Here is a 14982-nt window from a genome sequence, read left to right as displayed (position 1 = left end):
TCATTTTTATGGAAGATTTTTCTTATTATGTTACGATTAAACAGAATCATTACAAATAAGGTGGTGACAATTTGAATTACTTTTCTTATCTCTCCTCGGAAGAACGGCAAAATTTTTTCTATAAAGAACCTCTTAGTTTTTCAAAAAATATAGGGAAAGAACAACTAGCTTACGCACTAGGCGCCACACTATATACTCCTGGCACGAAAGAAACGATTGCGGAAGATATAATTAGAAAGAAACATGTGGATGCTACCTCAATTATTCTTTGTCTAGAGGACGCTATCAGCGATGAGGAAGTAAAACTTGCAGAGCAAAACATCGTCGTTCAAATACAGCAAATCGCTAACTTAGTCAGTGCCAACATACTAAATCAAGCAGACATCCCGCTTCTTTTTATTAGAGTTCGACAGCCAAGTCAACTGAAGACAATTGTTACTGAATTAGGTAGTGCTGTTCATTGTTTATGTGGTTTTGTCTTTCCAAAATTCACACCGATTAACGGAAAGACTTATATCGATCAGCTTGCATATATAAACGAGTTATACTCATTATCGCTATATGGCATGCCGATTTTAGAATCCCCCGAAATTATGTATAAGGAAACACGGGCAGAATCATTATTACAAATAAAAAATTTACTAGATTCTTATCACGATTACATCTTAAATGTACGTATTGGTGCTACTGATTTTTCAAGTATATTTAGTATTCGGCGCAATAAATACACACCTATCTATCATATTACTGTTGTCCGTGATTGTATTTCAGACATTATTAACGTTTTCTCAAGGGCAACAAATGAATATATTATTTCAGGATGTGTATGGGAATATTTTTCTAATGATCATGAAGAAGGGCTTATTCAAGAGGTATCACTTGACCATGCAAATGGCTTAATCGGAAAGACAGTTATTCACCCATCTCATATTAAAGTTGTACAGGCAATGCACATTGTCACAATGGAAGATTATTTAGATGCGAGATCAATTTTACAAAATGCAGATACGTATAATGGAGTGCTAAAAAGCAGTTTTTCTAACAAAATGAATGAAGTAAAACCTCATTATAGCTGGGCTCGCAAAACCATTTTAAAATCTAATATTTACGGGGTGCTACATGAAAACAAACAATTCACCGATCTCCTTATTACAAACGCAAAGCAACACGTATAACGTTTTAAATAATATACAAGTCCATGTAGAAGTACGTGATAATCCATATAATTTAGCGCTAGACAATCTTTTTCAAATGGCTGCGAGAATAAATAAGAAACGTAGTTTTTTATTTGTGAGTACAATCCTTGGAAAGCATCTTCCTATTAAACCTGCAGTCTCTCTATCAAGTGGAGTTGCTCTCGCTGCAAGATATATGGAAATACTACATAATATTTCTCATCCATTTCAAAAAGAAATTTTAAATCTCATTTCATTAGAAATTGATGAAATCCCAGAGGAAGTATTTCGTTATCAATATCCTCTGCAAGAAGAAGTTTTGTTCATCGGATTCGCTGAAACAGCGACATCACTTGGTCATTCTATGTTTCAATGCTTTCAAAATGCAAAGTATGTACATACAACTAGGGAATCGATACCCCACCTAGAATCTGTCATTACATTTGAGGAAGAACATTCTCATGCAACATCACACCGTTGTTATGTAGATGAAAGCTTTTTTCAAAACAACAATCCAATTGTTCTCGTAGATGATGAGATGACAACAGGAAAAACAGCATTAAATATTATTAGATCTATTCAAAATAAATTCCCACGAGAAGAATATATAATTGCTTCTTTATTAGACTGGCGTTCTCATACTAATAGAAAACAATTTAAACAATTAGAAGAAGAACTTCAAATTAAGGTTCATGTTATTTCTTTATTAGAAGGCAGTATTCATACAACTGGCCAACCATTAAATATTGCAAAAAAAGAGATTCAAATTGAAGAAACAAAACCTGATTTCAAAAAACATACCCTTACCTGCCTAAAATCACCCTATACATCAAATTATATAAAATATACTGGGCGATTTGGCATTTCAGCATATGAACAAAAGCACATTCATTCTTTCGCCCAAGAAGCAGGAAAAACTTTAAAAAGAGAAAGAATGGGAAAACAAACACTCTGTCTCGGAACGGGTGAATTTATGTATATCCCAATGAAAATTGCTGCTGAAATGGGTGAAAATATTTTATATCAATCTACAACAAGAAGCCCTATCCATTCTGTTTCAAATGATGTGAACTACGCCATTCATAATCATTTCTCATATCCAAGTCCTGAAGATTCTACTATTACAAATTACTTTTATAATATTTCACCTCATGATTACGATGAAGTATTTGTTTTCATTGAGCGTGATTTAGGGGAAGAAGCCCTATCTCCTCTTCTACAGCAGTTACAAACAGTTATTCCTTTTATTCATATCGTCTCATTTTCAAATAGCATAGAAAAGGAAGGTTGATAATTATGGTAAAATTAAATTCTCATATTAGTAGTTACAATCCAAATGATGCTATTTTTCTATTAAAAGATATTAGTGATTTAATGAAAGAAAGTTCCACGGAAACTAGAGAACAAGCAATTCAAGCTGGCACACATTATTCCGAAATGTTACCAATGGAATATAAACCCTCTAAAGCGTATATGGATTTATTCTTTTCTTCCCTGCAACAATACAAACACAAACTAGCCATCGCTGTTGGAGTTGTCGCCGAACAGATTATACAAACTAAAGGAACTAACCTTGTCCTCGTTTCATTAGCTCGTGCTGGTACACCTATTGGCATTCTTATCAAACGCTACATACGCTATCAATACGACCTTGATGTACCTCACTATTGTATTTCTATTGTTCGCGGACGCGGTATTGATGAAAATGCACTCCATTATATTTTGGAACATCACCCTAAAGAAACAATTCAATTCATTGATGGGTGGACTGGAAAAGGTGCAATAAAAAAAGAATTAGAATATGCCGTACACACATTTAACGAACGAAATAATACACACATTTCTCATTGTATGGCTGTGCTTGCTGATCCCGGTTACTGTACTTCAATTTACGGTACACGTGAAGATTTTCTTATTCCTAGCGCTTGCTTAAATGCAACAGTCTCTGGACTCATTAGCCGCACTGTACTAAATGACACCTATATCGGTCCAAATGATTTTCATGGTGTTAAATATTATAAAGAGCTAGAACAAGAAGACTTATCAAATTTATTCATTGATGAGGTAACAGATTTATTCCCTTCTGTTCATTCTCATATAGATAATCAATTACGTTATATTACTTCAACTTACACTGATCCCTCTTGGCAAGGATTAAAAGATATACAGTCTATCCAAAATCACTTTGAAATTGACGATATTAACTTAATCAAACCAGGAGTGGGCGAAACAACTCGTGTATTACTCCGGAGAATACCATGGAAAATTTTAATACGGAAGCAAAACAATCCCGATTTAAAGCATATTTTACTTCTCGCTAAAGAAAAGAATGTCCCTATTGAAATCTATGAGAATATGGCTTATTCATGTTGCGGGCTCATTAAGCCTCTTAGGAAGGAAACAAGATGATTTTCGCCAGTGATCTTGATCAGACGCTTATTTATTCCCGGAAATCGTTTCGTGCCCCTATAGAAGATGAATCAATTCAACTCATTGAAACTATAGATGGGAAAGAAATTTCTTTCATATCACATAAAACCATTTTACTACTAAAAAAATTACAACTGCACTCACATTTCATCCCAGTTACAACAAGAACTATTGAGCAGTTTCAGCGTATTGCTTTATTCCAAGACGAAATCATTCCCGAATACGCCATTACAAGTAACGGCGGCAATATCCTTCATAACGGGAAACAAGATGGTACTTGGAACAGGAAAGTAAAAGAAAGACTATCGGTTGAATGTATAGAGAGAAACGACATACTAAAGGAATTTGGACAAATAGCTCATAAGGATTGGGTTATATCGCAAAAAACAGCTGATGATCTATTCCATTATTGCATTATTAAACGGGAGAACATTCCTTATGATGAATTATCATCCTTCACTTCCTGGTTAGACAAACAAGGCTGGAATCATTCACTTCAAGGTAGAAAGCTATACTTTGTACCAAAACCAATTAATAAATGGGACGCCGTGCAATATATAAAAGAAATTTTGCAAATAGATACGATTATTACAGCTGGGGATTCTTTACTTGATTTATGCATGCTTGAAAAGGCGAACCATGCCTTCGCACCACTTCATGGTGAGTTAGGGGCAATGCATGATAACTTACAACCCCATATTTTAAAAACAGACGCAATCGGCATATATGCCGCAGAAGAAATCGTAAATAAATCACTTCAAATTATTCACAGTTCATTACCTACCTCATGATCATCATATGCACAATTGCATACGCACCGCGGTTAAACAGATGGTACAATTTATTTGAATCGCTGTTGCTACACTTCTTGATTAGAGAAAAGGCGTTAAAACGGAAATTAGCGTCTTATCAACCTCAAGCAATTGGCACATTTTGTCATCTTAAAAGACACTCCACGAGTGTCTTTTTTTCTATATCCAACAAGGACTTACTCATTTCAAAGTATAAATACATAAAATAATGTAAATCATGACACGCATGAATCACTTTCTAAAAGTTATAAAGTAGATTCAAAATAAAAAGCACTCTTAACTAGAGTGCTTTTTACTTTCAAACAAGGAGGCTACATATATGGATAGTACTCTCGTATTTAACTTTGGCATTGGTATTGTTATCATTTTATTTGTTTTCTTTGTACTTTGTATGAGTGGTGTGTAACAGTCTTTTATGCTGATAACTCTTTTAAAGTATCACTTAATTTGAACTTTCTTAATTGTAATGACGCAATCAATGCTGCCCCCGCTCCAAGCATCACGCTAGCTAAAGCCAGTATGACCACTTGATTATACGGAATAATAATAACCGTTAACTCTAAGCTTGATAACACTATATAACTAAACAAAATCCCACCAAAAATGCCAATGCAACCAGCTATCGCTCCAAGTAAAGTTCCCTCTAATAAAACGATCCTTCTCATTTGCTTTGGGATAGCTCCTACCGCACGAATCATACTAATTTCAGCACGTCTTTCATGTAAACTTGCTACTATCGCATTCATTAATCCTATACCAGAAATAATGAAAACAATTACAACTAACAAGCTAATTAACATCATCATTTGCGATAATAACTGCTCTTGTTCTTTCAATAAATCATAACTGTTTATAACTTCTATATTCTCTTTATTCTTTGTAATTTCTTTTACTTGCTTCTTAATTGCTTCAAATGACTGATTAGAATTTGTCATAATTTGAATCGCTTCATATCCTTGTACGTGAAACTTATCGCGAGCCCATTGTTCATTTACAAAAACATCTAACCCTCTTAACCTTAATCCTTGCTCAATAATTGAAACGACTTTAATCGTTTGTTTTTCTTTTCCCTTTCCTTGTACTTCAAACGTATCTTGCAACTGAATCCCTAAATTTTTAGCCACTTCCTTCGTAATGACTCCCTCACCATCTTCTAATGGCTTATTTAAAGTTTGTCCTGCAATCACTTTCGCCTTTGTTACTTTCTGATACGCTACAATATCATTACCTACAACTTCCATTGAATCAGAGTTCAAATTGTTTTTTTTCATAAATTCATACCATTCTTGATTCGCTTTTTTAAAGTCATAATTCACAAGCTTTGCTGTAAAGTCAGTAGCATTCCCAACACTCGTCTCTACACCATCAATTTTTTTAACCTTCTCCATCCAACTAAACGGTAATGTTTCTATTCCTTGTGACTCTACTGGAATTCTTACTACTAAGTCCGCTGGTAAATGTTTTTGTAATCCTTTTTTCATACCTTCATACATAGAGTTTACATACATCGTTCCAACAAGTGCTAACATAAAACCAAATGCTAGTATAGCAACCGACACAGCTGCCTTATTTCGATAACGAATGACATTCCGGCTACTAATCGTCGTTTCAATTCGTAATATCATTTGAATCGGTTTTGCAATCACTGGTGCTATCACGCGAATAAATAACGGGATCGCAAATAACAAACCGACCGCGAATAAAAGCGCTCCTATCGCACTTGGATTAAAACCGATATACTCCTCTAATACGCTACCTGCTAGCCCAATAACAGTACCAATAATTAAAATGCTAAGGCTAAAAGCACTCCATCTTTTTTCTTTCTTCTCATTACTAGGAAGACCTGGGCGGAGTGCTTGAACTGGTGGAATCTTTCTAACCATGAAAGCTGGTATAATAGCCCCTATGATAGACATAACAATCCCTAGTAAAAAAGTAATGAGTAAAATCTCACTTAAAATCGAGAATGATGCTTCCCCTGCCCCCTCAATATTCACCCATTTGTTAATGAATGATGCTGCAATTGTTTGCGTACCTGCCCCAAGAATAACCCCTGCTAACGATCCGATCGCTCCGATGCATAAAGCCTCTAATAAAACGACTACTATAATTTGATTTGGGTTACTACCGAGTGCACGTAATAATGCCCATTGCTTAAATCGACTTCTGACAGATAAGAAGAAACTTCCCATTATTAAAAGGGCTACTACAAATAAGGCAATACCACCTAAACTAAAAATTAAAGGCTTCATTACATTTAGTCGTTCAAATGCCTTATCGACATAAGTACGTTGATCCACCTTTATATTTTCTATCTTCTTATTTACATCAAGAGCAATCGCCCTTTTCACATTTACATCGGCTGTTTTCACTTGAACGAGATTAAACTGATTTGGTAGATTTAATTCTTTTTGAAGCCACTGGATTGGAAAATAAGCCCCATGCCCCATTGCCGCCATTAACGGCGGATTTAAAATGCCGACGACTTTCACATTCTTTTCTCCATGTTGTGGGAATGGCAGTTTAATCGTATCTCCCAATCGTATATTTTCACGTTCTGTATACCCTTTTGTCAGCGCTACTTCAGCACCTTTTTTCGGATATCGCCCTTCTACTATTTTATAAGAATGCATTTCTGGAGAATCTTGCTCAACACCCCAATAGGGCGGTTTTCCCGATAACTCTTTATAATGCGGAAAAGGATATGGTATAAGTGCTTTTGATATTTTCTCAGCATTTTCTAAGCCATCTATTCCCTTTAAACTTTCATTATTTAAATACATATCGTTTTTTATATAGCCAAATTGTAAATTATAATCTCCATATCGGCTTACTACTTGTTCCTTCACACTCTTCTCTACTGATTGATTTCCTAGCAATAACATCGTCGCTAACATAACACCTAAAGCTGCACCGAGAGCAATCAACATATTTCGCAGCCAATTTTGTTTCATCGATTTTACTGCATACTTAATTACCCATCGCATCACCTTTACCCCCTACTTTAAAGTGGCGATTCATAATCTCTTGAATGTGAGTAACTTGTTGTGGGATATTTCGAAACTTCCACCCTTTACTTTCAGCATGTTCATGAATCACTTCACCATCTAATAAGAAAACAACTTTATCCGCATGAGCCGCTACGAACGGGTCGTGCGTTACAATAACAGCTGTTTGCCCTAACTCATCACACGCATTGCGAAGTGCCGCAATTATGTTTTTGCTATTTTCCGAATCTAATGCCCCTGTTGGCTCATCCGCTAATATAATTGCCGGTTCATTTGCAAAAGCTCTTGCTATCGCAACCCTTTGCTGTTGCCCGCCTGATAACTGTGCTGGTAAATGTTTTTCTTTTTCCTTCAATCCAACAAGTTCTAATAAACGAGTTGCTGTCACCGTTGCCTTCTTTTGCGAGACATTATCTAACAGTAACGGTAACCCTACATTCTCTTCTGCACTAAACACTGGAATCAAATTAAACTGCTGAAAAATAAAACCGATTTTATGCCTTCTAAATAAAGCGAGCTCTTTTTCTTTTAATGTGGAAATCTCTGTACCATCAACTCGAATACTACCTACCGATGGAATATCTAATCCACCTAACAACTGAAGTAAGGTCGTTTTACCCGAGCCACTTGCTCCCATAATACAAACGAAATCTCCTTTTTGAATTTGAAGATTAATGCCTTTTAATATCTTGACTTTACTATCTCCAATATCAAATGATTTTTCTAACCTTTCAATCTCAATAATATTCATCCCCATATCCCCTTCTCTCTCTATTTATCAATCTATATATTCTATTCAAAATACAAACTTCCTACTATTTTGTATTTTTTTGTAACATACTAATATTTCTCATGTCAGAAAAATTGACTCTCGTAAAAAAAGTAACCATAATAGTTACACGAATACATAAAAGCTATTCACATATCCACAAATAGGAGGAAGAAAAATGAAACATGTAATCGTTTATGCACACCCGAATACAGAAAGCTTCAACCATGCGATTTTAGAAACGGTAAAAAGTGAATTAGAAGGAAAAGGTCACGAAGTACGCGTTCGCGATCTATACGAATTAAACTTTAATCCAGTATTAGGCGCTTCCGATTTCATCTCATTTTCTCAAGGAAATACACCAGAAGATATTAAAGAAGAACAAGAGCATATCTCTTGGGCTGATAGCATTACATTCATTTATCCAGTGTGGTGGGCGGGACTTCCTGCTATTTTAAAAGGATACGTTGACCGTGTATTTAGCCACGGATTCGCTTATGCTTACGGTGAAAACGGTATTGAAAAGTTATTAAGCGGTAAAAAAGGATTGTTATTATCTACAATGGGAAATACGAAAGAAGCATACACAGCAGGCGGCATGTTTGATGCAATGAAGAAAACAGCGGATGTTGGTATTTTTGAATTTACAGGCATTGAAACAATTGAGCATACATTCTATACAAGTGTTCCTTCTGTGGATGACAGTGTGCGTAAACAATATCTTGAAGAGGTTAAAGACGTTGTGAATCGTGCATTCTAATAAAAAACTCCGGTTGTTAAAACCGGAGTTTTTTTATTTCACCATTAATTTCGGAATATATCTTTGAAGAATGCTTTCTAATTCATTCATATCTTCCTTTCTAATAAGTAAATTCACATTGTCATTCATTTTTTCTCTCCCGCGATATAAAAATATATTTTCTTTTGGATTTTCCCATGTTGATGTTTTATAGCCTTTCAATTCTTCATATGAATAAAAGTTTAATCCATCTATTACACCTTTTTCATATATTTGTACACTTTTAATAAGATGTATAGCTATTAAAGTCATAAAACAACTTGCTACAGCATGAATACCTAGCTGAATAAAAAACTGTTCAACTGTATCAATATCGCCACTTACGTACTGAGCATATATATACATACATTGTCCAATGAAATATGTTGGTCCAAGTAATGCAATCCAACGTCTTTTCACCCGAGGATACATTGCAATAAGTTTTCCTGCGCTTTTTTTCATTTCATTTATTTTATATATTTTCCATAGAACAAAGAACAAAACGCATAATGTAAAAACAAGCATAATACATGACATCCAGTACATTCTTATTCCTCCCTTATATCAATACATTTAAATTTTACATTCCGTATACCTATAGTACATATGCAATTATGCATAAAAAAACAGGTAACCTCTTCCGGCTACCTGCATTTCATTACATCTTCTCAATCCACTCCGTCAAGTTATGCACAACTTGCGTCGGTTGTACTTCGTATTCTGTTAACTTCTCCACAGTTGTGACTCCAGTGTGGACAAGAAGCGTATGCATACCAGCATTTATTCCTGCTAAAATGTCTGTATCGTAGTTATCCCCAACCATTAATGCTTCATTCTTTTCTATGCCAAGCACTTTCAAAGCTTGTTCCATAATGATTGATTCTGGTTTTCCGATAAAGATTGGATCCACACCTGTTGATACTGCTACAACTGATGTTAATGAGCCGTTACCTGGTAATAATCCTCGCTCAGTTGGGATGGCAATATCCCCATTTGTAGAAATAAACGTCGCGCCATTACGCACAGCAAGACACGCTTTTGCTAATTTTTCATATGTGATGTCACGATCTAAACCAACAACAACGAAATCAGGATTTTCATCCACAAGTTCAAATCCTTTTTCCACAAGTGCATCGTGTAAGCCTTCTTCACCAATCATATATACAGTTGCGTCTTGTTTACGTTCATAAATGAAGTTCGCAGTCGCCATACTCGTTGTGAATACTTGCTCCGCTTTCGCTGGAATATCGAAACGAACAAGCTTTTCTGCCACTTGTTCTGGTTTGCGAGTTGAGTTATTCGTAACGAATAAATATGGAATGCCGCGCTCTCCTAATGCTTTTACGAAGTCGCTTGCTTCTTCAATTTGTTCTTCTCCGCGGTACATCGTACCGTCTAAGTCAATTAAGTAACCTTTATACATCGATTATGTCTCTCCTTCTATGCTAACGTTCTCACCTTATCATACCACTCTTATATTACCCGCTTTTCCAAAAGAAAAAAACGCTTTACCTTAAAGCGCCCCATAACGTTCATTTTTTCTCTTTTATTTGGTAAGAACAACTACAATCGCCCTCGCACATATTTGCTAGCGTTTTCACTTCTGCGTTCGTAAATAAACGCTTATACATTTCTTTTTCATCTTCACACACTTGCGGGAATCTCTCGGCAATTTCCTTTAACGGACAGTTTTGTTTTTCAATTACGAAAGATTTCTCTCCATCTCTCTTTATTTGAACCATATAACCATTTTTCTCTTGCATAGCTGCTATCTCTTGCACTTTATATGCTAAATTCTTTTGATTACTCACTCTCTTTTGTAACTGTTCTTCCATTCGCTTCGTTCTCTCTTTTAAAACGTAACGAAGTATTTTTTCATCGCCCATTCGAGCTAAATCTTCTAGCATATCAATCGCAAATTGCTTATACTCTTTCGGGAATGTATCTTCTCCCTTTTCGCTTAATCCATACAAATAAGTTGGTCTTCCGACATGTTGCCTTACCATCTTAGAATAAATGAGTCCGTCTTTCTCAAGATTACTTAAATGTCTTCGAATCGCCATTTCTGTAATCTCTAAAACGTCAGCTAGTTCCGCTACCGTGTGCTCTCCCTTTACTTTCAACAATTGTACAATCTCGTCTTTCGTAGTACGTGCTTCCCCCATACTTCACCCTTCTCCCTTTTCTTTCTCACATACAATATAAGATCCCCAAAAGGCATTCTCTGGGGATCTTATAAGCATAATTATTCTGGTACAAATGCAGATACAGGTCCTAATTCCTTTTCTAAATAACTGCGAATATTTGCTGGGTATTTCTCTACCACTGCAATATGTTTTTGAATCGTCTTATATAATTCATCATGATTCATTTGAATATAATCTTGCGTAAGCATTTTTCGAAGAAGGATAATTTCTTTCATCCCTTGTCCATCTTCTTCACTTATCACTCGCTCATCCATTAAAATATCAATAATATCTTCATAGCTTCCTGGATCGCGCATAATAAATCCATCAATCATCGCATTCCCGACATCTAATACAGTATCAATAATAAGATGGGCTATGCGCTCTAATGCGTAAAATTCAAACTCGGTTTCATATATCTTTTTCTCTTGAAATGTACTTGTTGCTCGTTCTAAACATACTAGCATTTGTTCTATTTTCTTTCTGTCTACAAAATACATGAATGTCACCTACCTGGAAATTAAAGCATTTACATTTTAATTGTAACGCTTTCTTCTGAAAAAATCGACAATTTTTCGAATTCACCTTTTCTCCGTTATTTGTTATAGTTATATTTGTATGATTTTTGAAATTGGAGGAATGGAATCTTGGAACGTGAACTCGCACTAGAAATTGTCCGTGTAACAGAAGCAGCAGCCTTAGCATCCGCACAGTGGATGGGCCGCGGAAAGAAAAATGAAGCAGATGATGCAGCAACTACAGCAATGCGTGATATGTTCGATTCAGTAAACATGGCAGGTACAGTTGTAATTGGTGAAGGAGAACTTGATGAAGCACCGATGTTGTATATTGGTGAAGAACTAGGAACAGGTAACGGTCCAGAAGTAGACATCGCCGTTGATCCATTAGAAGGTACAAACATCGTTGCAAAAGGTCTTGCAAATGCAATGGCAGTTATTGCAATCGCAGACAAAGGGAACCTTCTTCATGCTCCTGATATGTACATGGAAAAAATCGCGGTTGGTCCAAAAGCAGCTGGTAAAATTAGCTTAGATGATCCAATTGAAAAAACAATTGAAATTGTAGCAGAAGCTAACAATAAAAAGATTCGCGATCTAACAGTTATCGTTCAAGAACGTGAACGTCATCAAGATATTATTGACCGTGTTCGTGCAAAAGGTGCACGCGTAAAATTATTTGGTGACGGTGATGTTGGTGCGTCAATCGCAACAGCACTACCTGGAACGGGTATCGACTTATTCGTAGGTATTGGCGGAGCTCCAGAAGGTGTTATTTCTGCAGCAGCATTAAAGTGCCTTGAAGGTGAAATGCAAGCTCGCTTAGTTCCAATGAACGAAGAAGAAGAAGCTCGTTGTCGTGAAATGGGATTAGAAGATCCTCGTCAACTTCTTATGTTAGATGACTTAGTATCTGGGGATGATGCAATCTTCTCAGCAACTGGTGTATCTGCTGGTGAGTTATTAGACGGTGTTAAATTCCTTGGCGGAGACTTAGCTGAAACATACTCTATCGTAATGCGTTACAAAACAAGAACAGTACGATTCATTAAAACACATCACCATTTAGATCATAAACCACACTTAAACTTAGATATTTAATAAAGGAGCCATGTGTATGGAAGAACGTTTCTTTCTGTACGACGATACTGTCGCTACAAAAACTCGTTTCGTTAGCTTTATGGGAGAAAATGAGCGTCACGATTTAGCGCTATTATACTCCGATCGTCATTACGGTAAAACAATTGTCCTTGATATGCAACGCAATAAATTTGCAATCATCGGTGCTGACGATTTAAACGAACCAGGCTACTTAGAGCATGCATTTTCTATGACTGAAGAAATTGCAGAAGAACTACGCTCATTTTTATTTGAACTTATATAATTTATCTTAGGCACCAGCTTTTTAGCTGGTGTTTTTCATTATAATTATTTTAAATTTTCAATCTTTTAATTATAATTAAGAATAAATCTATTTGGATGAACACTCCCCCACTTAGCAAAGCTTGAAGTGGGGGTTTCTAACGTTTCGACCTAACGGACGATTAACGTCAGGGGAGTTAACACATTAGCGAGCTGTTTCACACCTAACCCCTCTATCCCATTTGTCCATGCATTTGGGATTACTTTTCGTAAAATGTTAGCCGCAGCATTTACATCTGCATGAATTAAAGTTTTATTTGCTGAACAATATATGCCGCGCTTTATTCGTTTTCCTGAAAAAGTTGTATTTTGGTCATTTTCTCCATACGTTGGAATGAAGTCGTTATCCAGAAAACTTGCTTTCGATGTATATGATTCTTCAGTTACAATAACTTGAATGCCTACAGCATTTGCTTTGTATGTAATCATTTGAATCAATAAACTATGTGGGATATGACAAAACGATTGGTTATTTCTTTTTCCCATATTTGTTTCTTGTTTCCAACTTTTGTTTTGACCAATAACGATTTTACAAACATCTTCTTCTTGTGCTAGTTTTACGATATGGTGACTAACTTTATGGAAGACGTCTTTTATTTTCAAGTAACGTTTTTGATGAAGTTTTTCTATCCTTTTAGAAGTAAAAGGTCCTTCATTCGTTTGTTTTCCATTTCTAAGAATGCTTGTAAAATGACTCTTCATTTTGTTGTAATATTGATTTATGCTTTTGACATGTTTGCCCTTAACAAGGACAGGTTTCATACCTGTGTTTGTTACGATGGTTGCAAGGTTATCAATACCTAAATCAATACTCATATAACGAGCATTCTCTTCAATAATTTGTTGTTCAGAAGGAACATCAATTACCAATTCCACTACATATTCATTGTATTTTGGAATCACACGAACTTGTTTCAGTTTACCTTCAGTGAAACCTAGTTTCCCAATATTTAATTGCAATTTCGTCTTTGGAAACTTTAAAAATCTACTGTTTTTAATGATGCAATCTTGGTTTGTATACAGAATCTCTTTTTCAGAAGAACGAATATACTTTGGAATCCTAGGCATTCCAGCATATTTGTTTGGATTCTTTTTATAGTCTTTTAAACTAGCAAAAAAAGATTTCCAATTTTGGAACACACCTTTCATGATTGACTGGCTACATTGCGTAGGCAAAGCTCGATAATCATTTTGAATCATAGCCTTAAATAGTGCATCTAGAAAGTTGTAATCTACATAAGGTTTTTCAAAATTAGGTTCTGAAAAAAAATTACATGTAATCTCTTTCTGTTCTTCTTTAGGCTTTAATTTCTCTTTTTCCAATTTCTTCTGATAGGCAAGAAGTTGTGTGTCATTCATCTTACCAATATTTTTATGAATATGATCCAGAACTTCTTTTTGCAATGGCTGTAACTCTTTTTCTTGTGTTAATCCAGTGTACACCTGGCGTATATAAAAGTTTGTAGTGTTGTACATATTCTTAGCGTTATGACAACATTCTTGAAAATAAGAATACATACGATGCCCTTTTTTAATCCAAATTTGAAGAGTTTTATAGTTTGATGGATTTTCTTTTGCCATTTTATTCACCTCCTTGTTAAGGATATTATAGCAAAAAAAGAACATACGTTTCTGTTTTTCTCAAAAATAAAATATTTCTTTCGATTCACCTCACCACCTTCACTTACGTTTAGAGGTGGGGGGCCTCTCGAAAGGCATGATAGACAGGACGTTTACGACGTATGCCAACAACTACTTTGTAATGGACCAGCAATTGGATAGAATTACTCTCAAAAAAGCACCGTGCTTTTTCAAGGGAGTAGTCTGCCCATTCCCATTACAAAGGAGCGTATTGCATCTGTAGTATGATGTTTACGGAGGTTC

General features: G+C 35.5%; 14 protein-coding genes. 7 read left to right on the top strand and 7 right to left on the bottom strand.

Features of this window, described 5'->3' with window-relative positions:
* Window positions 1-71: 71 nt before the first annotated feature.
* Genes MKY38_RS24915 through MKY38_RS24900 form a run of 4 tightly spaced genes read left to right on the top strand, consistent with a single transcriptional unit; the run spans window position 72 to window position 4396 of the window.
* Window positions 72-1175: an HpcH/HpaI aldolase/citrate lyase family protein gene (locus tag MKY38_RS24915; protein ID WP_001106083.1), complete on the top strand. Its 1104-nt coding sequence runs from the start codon at window positions 72-74 to the stop codon at window positions 1173-1175.
* A complete protein-coding gene (locus MKY38_RS24910; protein ID WP_048534647.1) occupies window positions 1120-2466 on the top strand; it encodes a phosphoribosyltransferase family protein in 1347 nt (448 codons plus the stop codon). Before MKY38_RS24915 ends, MKY38_RS24910 begins: the two co-directional genes overlap by 56 nt.
* 5 nt (window positions 2467-2471) lie before the next feature.
* The gene (locus MKY38_RS24905) at window positions 2472-3584 is read left to right on the top strand and encodes a cysteine protease StiP family protein (RefSeq protein ID WP_341050039.1); all 1113 of its coding nucleotides are present in this window, start codon (window positions 2472-2474) and stop codon (window positions 3582-3584) included.
* The gene (locus tag MKY38_RS24900) at window positions 3581-4396 is read left to right on the top strand and encodes an HAD family hydrolase (RefSeq protein WP_341050036.1); all 816 of its coding nucleotides are present in this window, start codon (window positions 3581-3583) and stop codon (window positions 4394-4396) included. Before MKY38_RS24905 ends, MKY38_RS24900 begins: the two co-directional genes overlap by 4 nt.
* Before the next feature lie 434 nt (window positions 4397-4830).
* Here MKY38_RS24900 and MKY38_RS24895 read toward each other — a convergent pair whose 3' ends face one another.
* Window positions 4831-7404 (bottom strand): FtsX-like permease family protein, encoded by a 2574-nt coding sequence (locus tag MKY38_RS24895; protein ID WP_341050034.1) that lies wholly within the window; start codon window positions 7402-7404, stop codon window positions 4831-4833.
* Window positions 7388-8176 (bottom strand): ABC transporter ATP-binding protein, encoded by a 789-nt coding sequence (locus MKY38_RS24890; RefSeq protein WP_016123691.1) that lies wholly within the window; start codon window positions 8174-8176, stop codon window positions 7388-7390. Before MKY38_RS24890 ends, MKY38_RS24895 begins: the two co-directional genes overlap by 17 nt.
* A 196-nt stretch (window positions 8177-8372) precedes the next feature.
* Between MKY38_RS24890 and MKY38_RS24885 the strand changes: the two genes are divergently transcribed.
* Window positions 8373-8954: an NAD(P)H-dependent oxidoreductase gene (locus MKY38_RS24885; protein WP_000683439.1), complete on the top strand. Its 582-nt coding sequence runs from the start codon at window positions 8373-8375 to the stop codon at window positions 8952-8954.
* Window positions 8955-8987: 33 nt separating this feature from the next.
* Here the strand turns inward: MKY38_RS24885 and MKY38_RS24880 are convergent, their stop codons facing one another.
* The 4 genes from MKY38_RS24880 to MKY38_RS24865 form a co-directional block, all read right to left on the bottom strand.
* On the bottom strand, window positions 8988-9518 hold the full coding sequence (locus MKY38_RS24880; RefSeq protein ID WP_000289911.1) for a hypothetical protein: 531 nt from the start codon (window positions 9516-9518) through the stop codon (window positions 8988-8990).
* Between the two features lie 112 nt (window positions 9519-9630).
* Window positions 9631-10395, bottom strand: a complete 765-nt coding sequence (locus MKY38_RS24875; RefSeq protein WP_000276467.1) for a TIGR01457 family HAD-type hydrolase — start codon at window positions 10393-10395, stop codon at window positions 9631-9633.
* Window positions 10396-10504: 109 nt separating this feature from the next.
* Window positions 10505-11137 (bottom strand): helix-turn-helix transcriptional regulator, encoded by a 633-nt coding sequence (locus MKY38_RS24870; RefSeq protein ID WP_000503345.1) that lies wholly within the window; start codon window positions 11135-11137, stop codon window positions 10505-10507.
* Window positions 11138-11217: 80 nt separating this feature from the next.
* Complete coding sequence (locus MKY38_RS24865) at window positions 11218-11658, bottom strand: DUF86 domain-containing protein (protein ID WP_000274010.1); 441 nt, start codon at window positions 11656-11658, stop codon at window positions 11218-11220.
* Window positions 11659-11805: 147 nt separating this feature from the next.
* Between MKY38_RS24865 and glpX the strand changes: the two genes are divergently transcribed.
* A complete protein-coding gene (gene glpX / locus MKY38_RS24860) occupies window positions 11806-12777 on the top strand; it encodes a class II fructose-bisphosphatase (protein WP_000439090.1) in 972 nt (323 codons plus the stop codon).
* Between the two features lie 16 nt (window positions 12778-12793).
* Window positions 12794-13060, top strand: coding sequence for a DUF3055 domain-containing protein (locus tag MKY38_RS24855; protein WP_000392606.1), 267 nt, complete (start codon window positions 12794-12796; stop codon window positions 13058-13060).
* 149 nt (window positions 13061-13209) lie between these two features.
* On the opposite strand, the gene MKY38_RS24850 is transcribed toward MKY38_RS24855, so the two are convergent.
* Window positions 13210-14679: an RNA-guided endonuclease InsQ/TnpB family protein gene (locus MKY38_RS24850; protein ID WP_341050028.1), complete on the bottom strand. Its 1470-nt coding sequence runs from the start codon at window positions 14677-14679 to the stop codon at window positions 13210-13212.
* Window positions 14680-14982: the final 303 nt, after the last annotated feature.

The sequence above is a fragment of the Bacillus sp. FSL R5-0585 genome, from assembly GCF_038004545.1.
Taxonomy (GTDB): Bacteria; Bacillota; Bacilli; order Bacillales; family Bacillaceae_G; genus Bacillus_A; species Bacillus_A cereus.
The sequence above is the reverse complement of the archived record's forward strand: the minus strand, read 5'-3'. Positions and strand labels throughout refer to the sequence as shown.

Excerpts from the sequence above, each read along its gene's own strand:
- MKY38_RS24910 (WP_048534647.1), top strand. The coding sequence starts at position 1,120 with ATGAAAACAAACAATTCACCGATCTCCTTATTACAAACGCAAAGCAAC.
- MKY38_RS24905 (WP_341050039.1), top strand. The coding sequence starts at position 2,472 with ATGGTAAAATTAAATTCTCATATTAGTAGTTACAATCCAAATGATGCT.
- MKY38_RS24900 (WP_341050036.1), top strand. The coding sequence starts at position 3,581 with ATGATTTTCGCCAGTGATCTTGATCAGACGCTTATTTATTCCCGGAAA.
- MKY38_RS24895 (WP_341050034.1), bottom strand. The coding sequence starts at position 7,404 with ATGCGATGGGTAATTAAGTATGCAGTAAAATCGATGAAACAAAATTGG.
- MKY38_RS24890 (WP_016123691.1), bottom strand. The coding sequence starts at position 8,176 with ATGAATATTATTGAGATTGAAAGGTTAGAAAAATCATTTGATATTGGA.
- MKY38_RS24885 (WP_000683439.1), top strand. The coding sequence starts at position 8,373 with ATGAAACATGTAATCGTTTATGCACACCCGAATACAGAAAGCTTCAAC.
- MKY38_RS24880 (WP_000289911.1), bottom strand. The coding sequence starts at position 9,518 with ATGTACTGGATGTCATGTATTATGCTTGTTTTTACATTATGCGTTTTG.
- MKY38_RS24875 (WP_000276467.1), bottom strand. The coding sequence starts at position 10,395 with ATGTATAAAGGTTACTTAATTGACTTAGACGGTACGATGTACCGCGGA.
- MKY38_RS24870 (WP_000503345.1), bottom strand. The coding sequence starts at position 11,137 with ATGGGGGAAGCACGTACTACGAAAGACGAGATTGTACAATTGTTGAAA.
- MKY38_RS24865 (WP_000274010.1), bottom strand. The coding sequence starts at position 11,658 with ATGTATTTTGTAGACAGAAAGAAAATAGAACAAATGCTAGTATGTTTA.
- MKY38_RS24855 (WP_000392606.1), top strand. The coding sequence starts at position 12,794 with ATGGAAGAACGTTTCTTTCTGTACGACGATACTGTCGCTACAAAAACT.
- MKY38_RS24850 (WP_341050028.1), bottom strand. The coding sequence starts at position 14,679 with ATGGCAAAAGAAAATCCATCAAACTATAAAACTCTTCAAATTTGGATT.